This window comes from Brevundimonas sp. NIBR11, assembly GCF_027912535.1.
Taxonomy (GTDB): Bacteria; Pseudomonadota; Alphaproteobacteria; order Caulobacterales; family Caulobacteraceae; genus Brevundimonas.
On the sequence record NZ_CP115465.1, the window covers coordinates 332,233 to 345,372 of the forward strand.

Below are 13,140 nucleotides of genomic sequence, written 5' to 3' on the forward strand. Positions count from 1 at the left end.
CCTTGGCCGTCTTCACGCCTGTCACCGACGACGAGGCCCAAGGCTTCCTGGCGGACTATCCGCTGGGGGCCTTCGGGTCGCTGCACCCCATCGCCGAGGGGGTGGAGAACACCAACTACCGGCTGGAGACGGAAGGTGCGCGGCACGTCCTGACCCTGTTCGAGGCGCGGACGGATGCGGCCTCGTTGCCGTTCTGCCTGGGGCTGACAGAGCATCTGGCGGCGGGCGGTTTTCCGGCGCCGCGTCCGGTGCGACGAGCGGACGGTGGATGGGTCGGGACGCTGAACGGAAGGCCGGCGGCGGTGATCGAATGGCTGCCGGGGGGCTGGCTTCGCAACCCGTCTTCGCCCGAGGTCGAGGCGGCCGGGGCCATGCTGGCGCGGCTGCATCTGGAAGCTGAGGGTTTCGCGGCTGAACGGGCCAACCCGGTCGGCCCTGTCGTCTGGCGGGCGCTGGCGGACCGGTCGGCGACGGCGGCCAAGGGCGAGGACCGGGAGATCCTGGAGGGGGTCGAGGCGACCTTAAATTGGCTCGGAAATCCGTGGGCGGACGATCTGCCGCGCGGGCCGATCCATGCGGACTATTTCCCGGACAACGTCCTGTTTGAGAACCGGAAAGTATCCGGCGTGATCGACTTCTACTTCGGTTGCTCTGACCTCCTCGCCTACGATCTGGCCATTGCGCTGAGCGCCTGGGGGTTCGACGGGACGGGCGTTCCGATTCCGGGGGCGGTCGAGGCGTTTCGGCGAGGGTATGAGGCGGTGCGGCCGCTGTCGGCGGCGGAAGCGAAGACCCTGCCCAGGTTGGGCGAGGCGGCGGCGATCCGCTTCACCCTGACCCGTCTGCACGACCGGATCTTCCACGATCCGAACAAGCTGGTGACGCCCAAAGATCCCGGCGCCTTCTTCCGCCGCGCGGCCTGGTGGCGCGAGGCCGCCTGACCTACACGTCCAGCCATTCAAGGCCTCCGGGCAGGGCGGCGTGGGCGTAGTCCACCTGAAGCACGCGGCGGCGAGAGGGTTTGGTCGCCGGCTTCGAGGCGTGGACGATAGGTGTCGAATAGACCCAGATGTCGCCGCGATCGGCGAGGCAGACGGCCGAGGGCGTCTGTTCGGCGACGATCTTCACATCGGCTTCCGAGAGACGGCCCATGCGGTGCGAACCAGGCAGGACCAGAAGCGGCGCATTGTCCTCGTCCACCGCGTCGAGGTGGAGGCGCAGCGTGATCATCCCCTGCAGCACCTCGAACGGCGGGGCGACGTGCTGGAGGCCGCCCTTGATCGACCAGGGACCGAAGCCGTCCACTTCATGGCGCGCCTTGACCGCGATGGTCCGGTCCTGATGCCAGCCGAGACCCCAGTTGTTCTCCGATCCCTTGTCGAACAGGATGGCGCGGACTGGGAAGGCCGGATGGCCCGCCGCCTCGGTCGCGAGGCGAGCCGGAACGCTAGTCCCGGACAGCAGGGCGCCGAGCGCCGCGTCGCCCGCCAGACGGATGCCGGCCTGATCGGTGCGGACGCCGGAAAGGGCGGCTTCGAAGGCCTCGACCTGATCCTGCGACAGGGCGGCGCGGACGCGGACGGCGCCGCGCGTGGCCAGGTCTTCGGGGTTCATGGCTGTGCTCAACGATCAGGCGCCGAAGCCGCGCACGGCGGCGAGGGCAGCGTCGGCCGTGGCGTCGATGATCTCGAACCGCTCGGGCTTATCACCGAGGTCGCGGATGACTTTCGGAGGTTCTGGGTCGAAGCCGACGACGGGGGCGACGTCCCTGCCGAACTTGGCGGGATGGGCGGTGGAGAGGGCGATCACGGGCCCGCGCGATCGGTCCACGCCGCGCGCGGCCGAGAGGGCGACGGCGGTATGCGGGCAGACGACCTGGCCCCAGGTCGCATGGGCGTGGGCGATCTGGTCGCGCGTCGTGGGTTCGTCCACCGAGACGGCCGAGACCTGGGCGCGGATGGCGTTGAGCAGATCGGCGGGCAGGGTCACGGTCTCTTCGCGGGCGAAGGTCTCGAACACGCCGCGGGTCAGGTCGGCGTCGCGGCCCGAAGCCTCGAAGACGAGGCGTTCGAAGTTCGAGGGGGCCTGGACATCCATGCTGACGCTGGCGGTCTCGACAGCCGCGCGGCGGGCGTAGACACCGTCGTTGATGGCGCGGGCGAGGGCGTCGTTCTGGTTCACGGCTGCGACGAAACCCGCGACCGGCAGGCCCATCTTCTGGGCGGCGACGCCGGCGAAGGCGTCGCCGAAATTGCCGGTCGGGACGATGAAGACCGGAGCGCGGGTCTCGCCCATGGTTGCAAGCTGGGAGACGGCCGAGACGTAGTAGGGGATCTGACCGGCGAGGCGGGCCCAGTTGATCGAGTTGACGCTGGAGAACCGGCTGCCGGCGGCGCGGAGGCTTTCGTCGGACAGAAGGCCCTTCACCAGACGCTGGCAGTCGTCGAAGTCGCCCCGCACGGCGAGGTTCAGGACGTTGGGTGCCTCCACCGTGGTCATCTGGCGGCGCTGGACCGGGGAGACGCGTTCGTGGGGGTGGAGGACGATCAGGCGGACGCGGTCGGTGTTGGCGAAGGCCGCGACGGCGGCGGCGCCGGTGTCGCCGCTGGTGGCCGTGACCAGGGTCAGCCGCTCGCCCGAGGCCTGAAGCGCCTCAGACGACAGGGCGGCGGCCAACTGCATCGCCAGGTCCTTGAAGGCGGCGGTGGGGCCGTGGGACAGCTCCAGCATGTAGAGGTCGTCTTCGAGCTTTCGCAGCGGGGTGACCTCGGCGGGGCCGAAGCCCGAGGTCAGGCGACCAAGGGCGCGGTCGAGGGCGCCGTCGGGCAGGGCGGCGCCGAGGAAAGGGCCCATGGCGGCCGTGGCCATGTCCGCGTAGGCGCGGCCGGGCGCCCAGGCGTCGGGCGACAGACGGGGCCAGGCCGTCGGCATATACAGGCCGCCGTCGGGCGCCATGCCGCGCAGCAAGGCCTCGGCGAAGTCGGCGTCGGGCGAGCGGCCGCGGGTCGAGATGTAGCGATCAGGGGAGGAGGTCATCGTCTTTCTGGTTAGCCAGCGGAGCCGTGGGCGTCATCTGTTTTCAGGGTGGAACGCGGCGTTCGGATAGTCTGACGAGTTCGAATAGTCCGCCTCCTTCCGGCGGCTGGATCAGGACGGACATCTTAACCCTGTCGGTGGGACTGTCGGGTGTCGAGACGAGCGTTTCTGTGGGGAGTGTGTCTTTTCTTCGCGGGGTGCGCAGCGTCACGGTTGTTGCTATCGGACGGGGGTGACCGAGCCGACGCCATCGAACCGCCTGACCCACCTCCAGTCGCTGGAGGCTGAGGCGATCCATATCCTGCGCGAGGTGGCGGCCGAGATCGAGCGGCCCGTGATGCTGTACTCGATCGGCAAGGATTCGGCCGTGATGCTGCATCTGGCGCGGAAGGCCTTCTATCCCGGACCGATTCCGTTCCCGCTGATGCATGTCGATACGACGTGGAAGTTTCGGGACATGTACGCCCTGCGCGATCAGGTGGCGGCGGCGGGCGACGTCGATCTGAAGATCTGGATCAACGAGGACGCGCGGTCGCGGGGCATCAATCCGTTCGATCATGGCTCGCTGCACACCGACCTCTGGAAGACCGAGGGGCTGAAGCAGGCGCTGGATCATCACGGGTTTCAGGCGGCGTTCGGCGGCGCCCGGCGCGACGAGGAGAAGTCGCGGGCCAAGGAGCGGATTTTCTCCTTCCGCTCGGCCGGGCATCGTTGGGATCCCAAGAACCAGAGGCCCGAGCTCTGGCGGCTCTACAATACGCGGATCGGGGCGGGGGAGAGCATCCGCATCTTCCCGATCTCGAACTGGACCGAGCTGGATGTGTGGCAATACATCGAGCAGGAAGCGATCCCCGTCGTGCCGCTGTATTTCGCCGCCGAACGGCCGGTGGTGGAGCGGGACGGGGCGCTGATCCTGGTCGACGACGAGCGGATGCGGCTAAACCCCGGGGAGACCCCGACGGTGCGGTCGGTCCGGTTCAGGACGCTTGGCTGCTATCCGCTGACCGGCGCGGTGGAGAGCGAGGCGGCGTCGGTCGTCGACATCATCGCCGAGATGAAGGCCTCCACCACCTCCGAGCGTCAGGGGCGGGTCATCGATCACGACCAGGCCGCCTCGATGGAGAAGAAGAAGGCGGAGGGGTATTTCTGATGAAATCCCTGTTGCGCTTCATCACCTGCGGGTCCGTGGACGACGGTAAGTCGACCCTGATCGGGCGGCTGCTCTACGACACCAAGACGATCCTCGACGACCAGATGTCGGCGCTGGAGGCCGACTCCCTGAAAGTGGGGACGCAGGGGGCGAACATCGACTTCGCCCTGCTGGTCGACGGGCTGGCGGCCGAGCGGGAGCAGGGGATCACCATAGACGTGGCCTACCGATTCTTCGCGACCGAGCGGCGGAAATTCATCGTCGCCGACACGCCGGGGCACGAGCAGTACACCCGCAACATGGTCACCGGGGCTTCGACCGCCGACGCGGCAGTGATCCTGATCGATGCCCGCAAGGGCGTGCTGGTCCAGACGCGGCGGCACTCGTACCTGTGCGCCCTGCTGGGCATCCGGAAGGTGGTGCTGGCGGTCAACAAGATGGATCTGGTCGGGTGGGATCCCGCCCTGTTCGCCGAGATCGTGGAGGACTATTGCGCCTTCGCCGACAGCATCGGACTGGACGATGTCACGCCCATCGCCCTGTCGGGGCTGACGGGAGAGGGGGTGGTCGCGGCCGCGCCGGTGTTCGATCAGCCGACGCTGCTGGAGTGGCTGGAAGGGGTCGAGGTCGGGGACGATGCGGCGGCCCAGCCGTTCCGGATGCCGGTGCAGTGGGTCAATCGTCCGAACCCGGAGTTTCGGGGCTATGCGGGTTTGATCGCTGCCGGGACGGTGCTGGCCGGCGATCGGGTGCGGGTGCTTCCGGCGGGCCGGGAGAGCCGGATCGCGCGGATCGTGGCCATGCCTGCGGATCTCGCCGAGGCGGCGGCCGGGCAGTCGGTCACCCTGACGCTGGAAGACGAGGTCGATATCTCGCGCGGCGACGTCATCGTGGCGGCGGACAGCCCGGTCGAGGTCGCAGACCAGTTCGAGACCACGGTGGTCTGGATGGACGAGGACGCCCTGTCGCCCGGCCGCTCCTACCTGCTCAAGGTCGGGGCGCGCACGGCGACGGCCCAGGTCACGGCGATCAAGCACCGGGTCAACGTCAACACGCTTGAGAAGCTGGCGGCCAAGCGGCTGGAGCTCAACGACATCGCGGTCTGCAACCTGTCGCTGGATCGGCCGATCGCCTTCGAGCCGTACGAAGCGAACCGCGATCTGGGCGGCTTCATCCTGATCGACCGGATATCAAACCGGACGGTGGGGGCGGGGATGATTCGCTTCGCCCTGCGCCGCGCGGACAACATCCACTGGCAGGCCATCGACGTGGACCGCGACGCCCGGGCGGCGATGAAGGGACAGAAGGGGGCGGTCGTCTGGCTGACCGGACTGTCCGGGGCGGGCAAGTCCACCATCGCCAACCTGGTGGACAAGCGGCTGCACGCCCTGGGGCGGCACACCTATCTGCTGGACGGGGACAACGTCCGTCACGGGCTGAACCGGGATCTGGGCTTCACCGAGGAGGACCGGGTCGAGAACATCCGCCGGGTCGCCGAGGTGGCGCGGCTGATGGCCGATGCGGGCCTGATCGTCATCACCGCCTTCATCTCTCCGTTCCGGGCCGAGCGGCGGATGGCGCGGGAGCTGATGGGCCCGGGAGAGTTCCTAGAGGTCTTCGTCGATGCGCCGCTGGCGGTCGCGGAGGCGAGGGACGTGAAAGGGCTGTACGCCAAGGCGCGGGCGGGGGGACTGAAGAATTTCACCGGCATCGACAGCCCATACGAGGCGCCCGAAGCCGCCGAAATCGTCATCGACACCACGGCCGTCAGCGCGGTGGAGGCCGCGGAAGCGATCGTGAAGCGGGTGCTGGAAGGCTGACTTTCGGGCCTCTTGAGGGTATTGGGTCGCCGACGATGACCTATCCCGCCCACAGACTGTCCGTCGCGCCCATGATGGACTGGACCGACCGGCATTGCCGGGCGTTCCACCGCGCCCTGTCAGCGAAGGCCCTGCTCTATACCGAAATGGTCACGGCGCCGGCGGTCATCCATGGGGATCGCGAGCGGCTGCTGGGGTTCGATGCGGTCGAGCATCCAGTGGCGCTGCAACTGGGCGGGTCCGATCCGGCGCAACTGGCGCAGGCGGCCCGGATCGGGGCGGCCATGGGGTATGACGAGGTCAATCTGAACGTCGGATGCCCGTCGGATCGGGTGCAGTCGGGGCGGTTCGGCGCCTGTCTGATGCGAGAGCCCGAGCTGGTGGGGGACTGTATGGCCGCGATCCGCGAGGCGGTGGACGTGCCCGCCACGGTCAAGTGCCGGATCGGGGTGGACGATCAGGATCCGACCGAAAGCCTGTTCGCGACGGTGGACGCCTCGGCGGCCGTGGGGGTCAAGACCTTCATCATCCATGCGCGCAAGGCCTGGCTGAAGGGCCTGTCGCCCAAGGAGAACCGGGACGTACCGCCGCTGGACTACGCCCTGGTGCGGCGGCTGAAGCGGGAGCGGCCGCATCTGACGGTCTGCATCAACGGCGGCATCGCCTCGCTGGACGAGGCGGAGGCGCATCTGGACACCGCCGATGGGGTGCAACTGGACGGGGTCATGCTGGGCCGGGCCGCCTATCACGAGCCGGCCCTGCTGGGGCAGGTCGACCGGCGGCTGTTCGGGGCGGGGGCGCCCGATGTGGAGCCGTTCGAGGCCATCGAGCGGTACAGGCCTTATCTGGCCGCGCGGCTGGAGGAGGGGACAAGTCTGCACGCCATGACCCGGCACATGCTGGGCCTGATGCATGGACGGCCGGGGGCGCGCGCGTTCCGCCGCATCCTGACGGTCGAGGCGATCAAGCCGGGCGCGGGTCTGGACGTGGTGGACCGGGCCATGGACGCCGTACGCGAGGCCGGGGCGCGGCGGGAAGCCGCTTGACCCGGTTGACGATCCTTTAAGCATAACCGGGACAAGCCTGCGGGCATGACCCGCATCACACTGATCGCCCTGACACTTCTGGCCTGCACGGCGGGCGTCGCAGAGGCGCAGAGCCGGCATCCCCGATCCCCCATCACCGCCGCCCTGAACGCCGGAACGACCGGGGTGGGCGCCGAGGTGCAGCTGAATCTCGGGCCGGTTTTTGCCGTTCGTGGCGGGATCGATACGCTGGGCTACGATTTCGATCAGTCCTACAGCGACGTGGATTATTCGGGGAGGTTCGACTTCGACACGGTGTCGGGGTTCGTCGATCTGCATCCGTTCCTGAATGGGTTCCTCATCTCCGGCGGGGTGTATGTGGGGGACCGGACAATCAATCTCAACGGACAGCCGACGGCGCCGGTGGAGATCGGCGGGGCGACGTTCACGCCCCAGCAAGTCGGGACGCTGAGCGGGCGGGTCAAGCTGTCGGACACGGCGCCCTTCGTGGGCATCGGCTATGACGACAGCTTCTATCGCGAGGGTCGCTGGGGCTTTCGAGGCATCGTCGGTGTGGCCTGGAGCCAGCAGCCGGAAGTCGGCCTGTCGTCGTCGGGCGGGAGCCTGTCGAACGATCCGGCCTTTCGGGCGCGGCTGGAGCAGGAGGCGCGCGACATCCAGGAAGACGCCGAGGACAAGGCCTTCTTCCCTGTGGTGCAGCTGGGTCTGACGGCGCGCTTCTAATCCCGCGCGGGCGGGTCTAGACCGCCGTCGTGGCTTCCATTCCCCTGAACGAACTGGCCCTGCTGGCCGCCGCGATCCTGGCGGCGGGACTGGCGGGCGGACTGATCGCCGGCCTGTTCGGTGTCGGCGGCGGGACCGTTCTGGTGCCCGCCCTCTTCTATGCCTTCTCGGTGCTGGGGCTGGGCGGGGAGAGCAATCTGCATGTGGCCATCGGCACCTCTCTTCTGACCATCGTCGCGACGTCGTGGCGGTCGCTGGGGGCGCACCGAGCGCACGGGGCGGTGGACGAGGAGATCCTGAAGACCTGGACGCCGTGGGTCGCGGGCGGAGCTCTGATCGGGGCGGCGATCGCGGGCTTCACCTCCATGGAGGGGCTAGCGGTGGTCTATGGCGTCTGCCTGATCCTGGTCGCGGCGCAGCTGGGGCTACTGCCCGAGCATGTGACCCTGAGGCGGGAGATGCCGACAGGCTGGTGGCGGCGCGGGGTCGGCGGGCTGGTCGGGCTGTTGTCCGCCATGATGGGGATCGGCGGCGGGAGCCTTGGCGGGATGGTCATGACCCTGTGTGGGCGGCCGATCCATCAGGCCGTGGCGACGGCGTCGGGGTTCGGCCTGGCCATCGGATCTGCTGCGACCCTCGGCTTCGTGGTATTCGGGTTCGGGGCGGAAGGACGGCCGCCGCTGAGCCTGGGCTACGTCAACGTCCCGGCGGCGGTAGCCATGGGTGTGCTGACCACCCTGGTGGCGCCGTACGGCGCGCGGCTGGCGCATCGGCTGGACAAGAGGGTCCTGCGCCGGGTGTTCGCCGTCTACATGCTGGCGACGGCTATCTCCGTGATGTTGAAGGCGTTTTAGTCGCGATTTGCAGTCGGCCGCAAAACGGTGAGTTCGTGGCGATTTCGGCTAGGCAGAGACTGCAGAAACCGGCGAGTTCGGTGACGGATGATATGCAATCCCAGCCAAAACCGTGCTGAAACTCTGCAGAGACTGCAATCAGGGACGCAGCGTGAGCCCGGTCGGGCGGGCCTCGAACGCCGACAGCCGGCCCAGATAGCTCATGCCCAGGAGGGAGTGGGGGAGGCCTTTCTCGACGACCAGGGCGCGGACCTTGTCGACGCGGGCGCCGGAGACGGCGACGTGGTCCAGTTCGACGGCGGCGGCTTTGGCGGGGCCGGAGGCGGTCTCGACGGTCTGGGTGAAGTCGGCGGGCGTCAGGCGAAGGCCGAGGCGCAGCGCGTCCTGACGGGTCAGGGCGACAACCGACGCGCCGGTGTCGACCAGGACGCGGATGGCGCGGCCGTCGATATCGGCCTCGGCCCAATAGTGGCCGTCGGCGGAGCGGGCGATCTGGGCGGGCTGGCCCGGGGCGGTGGGGCTGGCCGGCTGGATGTGATGCGCAGGCGCCTCCGCGGCCGCCGCCGTGCGCGGTTCCTGGTGCGTCAGCCACCAGGCGACGCTCAGCGAGGACAGGGTCGCGATGCCCATGACGATCGCGGACTGAAGATCTAGACGCAACTCGGGACACCTTCGGGACCGACCGCTTCTGCGGCTGTCATCACAGTGCACGACCGGTGTTGGGATGCGGTGAAGCGACGTGGCTGACGAAGGGTTAAGAGCTAGAGACCCAGTTTGGCGGGGTCGATGTTCGCTTCTCGCGACGGAAGTTCGGTCATGATCTCAGCGCGTTGTTCGTCGGTAAGGCGGGACCAGCCGCCGATCTCCTGAAGCGTCCGGTAGCAGCCCAGGCAGAGCCCTGAGGGCCCGTCGACAATGCAGACCTGCACACACGGGGTGGCGATGGAGCGTGGCGGCGGCGCTACAGCGGACGACATGATTGCGAAAACTACTCCGAAAACGGACTAAAAAGCTTGCGTCTCAAACTGAGTGTGACACATTGAAGACGACGCGAAACGACTGAGAGGGTGAAAACCCCTGGGAGCACGACGCGTCTCTTTTCATCGTTCAGCGAAAGGAGACGCCAAGATGAACGACAAGGAGAAGAACCTCCAGCACGCCATGATGTCCTTCGCCATTTGGGGCGGGATGCTGGTGGGCCATCGACAGCCTCGCCAGAGCGAGCGGGTGGTCAGCCACCCATCGAACTTCGTACCCTTCCGATACGGGAAGAAGGACTAGAACGCAGAAAGCCCCGGTCGCAGGACCGGGGCTTTTGTTTTGGGTGAAGTCGCGTCCCTCTCCCGCAAGGGGAGAGGGCCTTTTGTTTGTCACCCCTCGCGGGCCGGGGTCTGCATGGACCGGGTGGCGGGGACGCCGACGGTCGGGGTGCGGGTGGCGCCGGCGGCCTGGCCGGGCTTCATGAACTTCACCAGGACGCGCTGGCCGATCAGGAGCGGCGCGTCCCCGGCGGCGACGACCACTTCCACGACGCGTTCGTCGGAGCGTTGCGACGGATCGTCCGAGGCCAGTTTGCGGGCGCCGAAGACGGCGGCGCGGCGCAGGACCGTGCCAACGTAGACCTTGGACGGATCGCCCTCGGGGGTGATCTCGACCGCCTGACCGGTGGTGACGTTGGGGATGTCGGATTCAACGATCTCGGCGCGGGCGATACGGGGGGCGTTGGGCTCCAGGTCGAACATGTTGGACACGTTCAGGGTCGAGGCGCCGGCGCCCGGGTTGGCGTAGCGGCGGACGATGCGGCCGTCGGCCGGCGAGCGGATCACCGTCAGTTCGACATTGTAGGCGGCCTGGTCGCGCCGGGCGCGGGCGGTCTGGACCGCGGCCTGCTGCGAGCCGAGGCGGGCCTGGGCCTGGGCGATGGCGTCGCGGGCCTGATCGAGACGCTGGGCGGCCACGAAGTTGGTGGAGACCAGGCGCTCCAGGCGGTCGTACTCGCGCTGGGCCGTGCGGATGTCGACCTGGATCAGGTTGAGCTGGCTCTGGGCGGCGGCGAGATCGGCGGAGGCGGTCTGGAGCGACAGGCGGGCCTCGTCGTCCTCCTGACGGGCCAGGATCTGGCCGGCCGTGACCTGATCGCCTTCCTGCACCAGGACTTCGCGCACGACGCCGCCGCGACGGGCCGCGATCTGGATGATGCCGCCCTCGATGTCGACCTTGCCGTTGGCGATCGCGGCGTAGGGGCTGACCTCGCGCGTCGCCTCGGCCTTCTCGGCCTCGGCTTCCTTGGAGGCGTTGGCGCCCTGGACCATGGTGAAGCCCACCACGAGGACGATGATCAGCACGATGCCGATCCAGAGCCATTTGTTCTTCAGGAAGGCGGGCATGGAGAAGGTCCTCGGGACGAAGTCTTAGTGGTGGGACGCGAGGGTCGCGTCGGGATTGGGCGTGTGGCGCTCGTCGGAGACGATGACGCCGTCCTCGATCTTGATGACCCGGTCGGCCCAGGCCTCCAGGCGCGGGTCGTGGGTGACGCAGATGACGGCGGCGCCGTGTTCGGTGGCGGCGCGGCGGAGCAGGCGGATGACCACCTGGCCGTTCTCGCCGTCCAGCGCCGAGGTCGGTTCATCGGCGAACAGGATCTTCGGGTCCTTGGCCAGGGCGCGGGCGATGGCGACGCGCTGCTTCTCGCCGCCCGACAGGATGGCGGGGCGCTGATGCAGGCGGTGGGCCAGGCCCACCTCGGTCAGGGCTTCCGTGGCGCGCTTCTTCGCACGATCCGGGGACAGACCCTGGAATTTCAGCACGATCTCTACCTGCTGCAGGGCGGTCAGGGCGGGGAAGAGGTTGAAGCCCTGGAAGATGAAGCCGCAGTGGTCGAGGCGGAATTTGTCGATCCGGCCGAGGGACAGCTTCCACAGGTCGTCGACGTCGAGCGCATCGACCCGACCTTCCTCGGGGCGCAAGAGGCCCGACAGGGCCGCGATCAGAGTGGACTTTCCGGACCCGGACGGTCCCATGACCATGGTCAGATCGCCGTGGCGGGCGTCGAAGTCGACGCCCTTCAGCACTTCGACGAAGGATTTGCCGGACTTGAAGCGTTTGACCAGTCCTTTGGCCTCGATGGCGAAGTCCCCGTGCTTGCCGTGGACCTTTGTGTGCGTCGGGGCGCCGTGCGGGGTGAAGTCGATCATCGCAGCAGGTCCGCTGGCTGGCTGTTCTTGAGGATGCCGAGCGACAGGGCGCCTGAGACCATGGCGATCACGATCAGGCCGCCGCCGACGACGAGCAGCAGGACAGGAGGCAGGGCGATGATGACCGCGCCCATCATGGCAAGCGCCTGAAGCCCCATGGTCAGGAGGATGGCGGCGACCACGCCGACGCAGCCGACCCAGAAGCTGAGCTCCATGACGATGCGGTTCAGCGAACCCATGCCGACGCCGAGGGCGCGCAGGGAGGCGAACTCCTTGATGTTGGCCATGATGGCGCCGCGCAGGGTCTGCCAGGTGATGGCGACGCCGATGATGGTGCCCAGCACCACGCAGCCGCCAATGATGATGACCAGGATGCCTTCCTCGAACATGGCGCCGGCGTTGGCGTCGGCGAGCTCCTGACGGGTCCAGGCCTTCCACTGGCCGTCGCCTTGGGTGTTGAGCTCGGCGGCGACGCGCTGGGCCTGAGACGGGTCGCGCAGCTTGACCATCAGGGGACCGACGCGCGGGCCGGTATCGGCCTGGCCCACCATGCGAAGCGTATCGCGCGACATGATGACGGTGGCCTGCATCATGTTGGGATAGCCGCGGGTGATCCCGACGACCGTCACGGTCTGGCCGTTGTAGAGCGCCTTTTCGCCGAGCTTGACGCCGAGCTTGCCGACGGCCGTCTCGTCGATGGCGACGGTGTAGGGCTGGCGAAGGGCGTCGACGAGTTCGCGGGAATAGTCAGTCGGGATGGTGACGGAGCCTGGCGTGGTGTCGATGATCGAGGCCTGGACGAACTGCTGGCGCGGGGCGCCCATCTTCGCCCGGTCCGCCTGGGACATGGTCGGATCGACGTTCTTGATCGACTGGAAGGAGCCGCCGGCGCCGTCCAGTGGCTGGACCTCGACCACCTCGGGGTTATTGTAGACTTGGGGGATGAAGCGCCGCGGCACGCCCGATGGGCCGCCGATCAGCGACTTGGCGCCCGGCTGCATGACGATGATGTCGGCGCTCGAGCGTTCGATCGTGGCGGTGAAGCCCTTGCCGATGCCGATGAAAACGCCGGTCATCGACAGGACGAGCAGGCCGGACAGGGCCAGAGCCATGACGGCGGCCATGTAGCGGCGCCACTCGAAGAGCAGCGTGGAAAGCGCGAGCGACATTGTCTCAGAAACACCCCTGACTTGCACCGTTATGTGACGCGCGGTCGGGTTCTCTCCAAGTTAAATCGGGGTAAGGGGACATGCCTCGTTATGGCCACGCTTGCCGCGTCGTCGGCGGGAGGCCTAGCTATCGTGCAAATGCGCCGGG

14 protein-coding genes are annotated in these 13,140 nt (G+C 68.0%); 7 read left to right on the forward strand and 7 right to left on the reverse strand.

Annotated elements, in window-relative coordinates; translation table 11 throughout:
- Positions 1-2: 2 nt before the first annotated feature.
- Complete coding sequence (gene thrB / locus O5O43_RS01565) at positions 3-941, forward strand: homoserine kinase (RefSeq protein WP_271085178.1); 939 nt, start codon at positions 3-5, stop codon at positions 939-941.
- A 1-nt stretch (position 942) separates the two neighbouring features.
- Here thrB and O5O43_RS01570 read toward each other — a convergent pair whose 3' ends face one another.
- Positions 943-1,614, reverse strand: a complete 672-nt coding sequence (locus O5O43_RS01570) for a phytanoyl-CoA dioxygenase family protein (RefSeq protein WP_271085179.1) — start codon at positions 1,612-1,614, stop codon at positions 943-945.
- Positions 1,615-1,629: 15 nt separating this feature from the next.
- The gene (gene thrC / locus O5O43_RS01575) at positions 1,630-3,036 is read right to left on the reverse strand and encodes a threonine synthase (protein ID WP_271085180.1); all 1,407 of its coding nucleotides are present in this window, start codon (positions 3,034-3,036) and stop codon (positions 1,630-1,632) included.
- A 232-nt stretch (positions 3,037-3,268) separates the two neighbouring features.
- Between thrC and cysD the strand changes: the two genes are divergently transcribed.
- Genes cysD through O5O43_RS01600 form a run of 5 tightly spaced genes read left to right on the forward strand, consistent with a single transcriptional unit; the run spans position 3,269 to position 8,629 of the window.
- Positions 3,269-4,186: a sulfate adenylyltransferase subunit CysD gene (gene cysD / locus O5O43_RS01580; RefSeq protein ID WP_271085181.1), complete on the forward strand. Its 918-nt coding sequence runs from the start codon at positions 3,269-3,271 to the stop codon at positions 4,184-4,186.
- Positions 4,186-6,006 (forward strand): sulfate adenylyltransferase subunit CysN, encoded by a 1,821-nt coding sequence (cysN, locus tag O5O43_RS01585; protein ID WP_348637148.1) that lies wholly within the window; start codon positions 4,186-4,188, stop codon positions 6,004-6,006. The genes cysD and cysN overlap by 1 nt, the downstream gene beginning before the upstream one ends.
- 35 nt (positions 6,007-6,041) lie before the next feature.
- On the forward strand, positions 6,042-7,052 hold the full coding sequence (gene dusA, locus O5O43_RS01590) for a tRNA dihydrouridine(20/20a) synthase DusA (protein WP_271085182.1): 1,011 nt from the start codon (positions 6,042-6,044) through the stop codon (positions 7,050-7,052).
- A 45-nt stretch (positions 7,053-7,097) separates the two neighbouring features.
- A complete protein-coding gene (locus O5O43_RS01595) occupies positions 7,098-7,775 on the forward strand; it encodes a hypothetical protein (RefSeq protein WP_271085183.1) in 678 nt (225 codons plus the stop codon).
- 29 nt (positions 7,776-7,804) lie between these two features.
- Entirely contained in the window at positions 7,805-8,629 is an 825-nt protein-coding gene (locus O5O43_RS01600; protein ID WP_271085184.1) for a sulfite exporter TauE/SafE family protein, read from the forward strand.
- Positions 8,630-8,767: 138 nt separating this feature from the next.
- On the opposite strand, the gene O5O43_RS01605 is transcribed toward O5O43_RS01600, so the two are convergent.
- Together O5O43_RS01605 and O5O43_RS01610 are read right to left on the reverse strand one after the other, a co-directional pair.
- Complete coding sequence (locus O5O43_RS01605) at positions 8,768-9,289, reverse strand: TIGR02281 family clan AA aspartic protease (protein ID WP_271085185.1); 522 nt, start codon at positions 9,287-9,289, stop codon at positions 8,768-8,770.
- Between the two features lie 101 nt (positions 9,290-9,390).
- On the reverse strand, positions 9,391-9,606 hold the full coding sequence (locus O5O43_RS01610) for a DUF1289 domain-containing protein (protein ID WP_271085186.1): 216 nt from the start codon (positions 9,604-9,606) through the stop codon (positions 9,391-9,393).
- Positions 9,607-9,757: 151 nt separating this feature from the next.
- Between O5O43_RS01610 and O5O43_RS01615 the strand changes: the two genes are divergently transcribed.
- Positions 9,758-9,910 carry a hypothetical protein gene (locus O5O43_RS01615; protein WP_271085187.1) on the forward strand — a complete coding sequence of 51 codons (153 nt, stop codon included), beginning with the start codon at positions 9,758-9,760 and terminating at the stop codon, positions 9,908-9,910.
- 89 nt (positions 9,911-9,999) lie between these two features.
- Here O5O43_RS01615 and O5O43_RS01620 read toward each other — a convergent pair whose 3' ends face one another.
- Genes O5O43_RS01620 through O5O43_RS01630 form a run of 3 tightly spaced genes read right to left on the reverse strand, consistent with a single transcriptional unit; the run spans position 10,000 to position 12,992 of the window.
- Entirely contained in the window at positions 10,000-11,016 is a 1,017-nt protein-coding gene (locus O5O43_RS01620) for an efflux RND transporter periplasmic adaptor subunit (protein WP_271085188.1), read from the reverse strand.
- A gap of 24 nt (positions 11,017-11,040) precedes the next feature.
- On the reverse strand, positions 11,041-11,823 hold the full coding sequence (locus tag O5O43_RS01625; RefSeq protein ID WP_271085189.1) for an ABC transporter ATP-binding protein: 783 nt from the start codon (positions 11,821-11,823) through the stop codon (positions 11,041-11,043).
- On the reverse strand, positions 11,820-12,992 hold the full coding sequence (locus O5O43_RS01630) for an ABC transporter permease (protein WP_271085190.1): 1,173 nt from the start codon (positions 12,990-12,992) through the stop codon (positions 11,820-11,822). Before O5O43_RS01630 ends, O5O43_RS01625 begins: the two co-directional genes overlap by 4 nt.
- Positions 12,993-13,140: the final 148 nt, after the last annotated feature.

Excerpts from the sequence above, each read along its gene's own strand:
- O5O43_RS01570 (WP_271085179.1), bottom strand. The coding sequence starts at position 1,614 with ATGAACCCCGAAGACCTGGCCACGCGCGGCGCCGTCCGCGTCCGCGCC.
- thrC (WP_271085180.1), bottom strand. The coding sequence starts at position 3,036 with ATGACCTCCTCCCCTGATCGCTACATCTCGACCCGCGGCCGCTCGCCC.
- cysN (WP_348637148.1), top strand. The coding sequence starts at position 4,186 with ATGAAATCCCTGTTGCGCTTCATCACCTGCGGGTCCGTGGACGACGGT.
- dusA (WP_271085182.1), top strand. The coding sequence starts at position 6,042 with ATGACCTATCCCGCCCACAGACTGTCCGTCGCGCCCATGATGGACTGG.
- O5O43_RS01595 (WP_271085183.1), top strand. The coding sequence starts at position 7,098 with ATGACCCGCATCACACTGATCGCCCTGACACTTCTGGCCTGCACGGCG.
- O5O43_RS01610 (WP_271085186.1), bottom strand. The coding sequence starts at position 9,606 with ATGTCGTCCGCTGTAGCGCCGCCGCCACGCTCCATCGCCACCCCGTGT.
- O5O43_RS01615 (WP_271085187.1), top strand. The coding sequence starts at position 9,758 with ATGAACGACAAGGAGAAGAACCTCCAGCACGCCATGATGTCCTTCGCC.
- O5O43_RS01620 (WP_271085188.1), bottom strand. The coding sequence starts at position 11,016 with ATGCCCGCCTTCCTGAAGAACAAATGGCTCTGGATCGGCATCGTGCTG.
- O5O43_RS01625 (WP_271085189.1), bottom strand. The coding sequence starts at position 11,823 with ATGATCGACTTCACCCCGCACGGCGCCCCGACGCACACAAAGGTCCAC.
- O5O43_RS01630 (WP_271085190.1), bottom strand. The coding sequence starts at position 12,992 with ATGTCGCTCGCGCTTTCCACGCTGCTCTTCGAGTGGCGCCGCTACATG.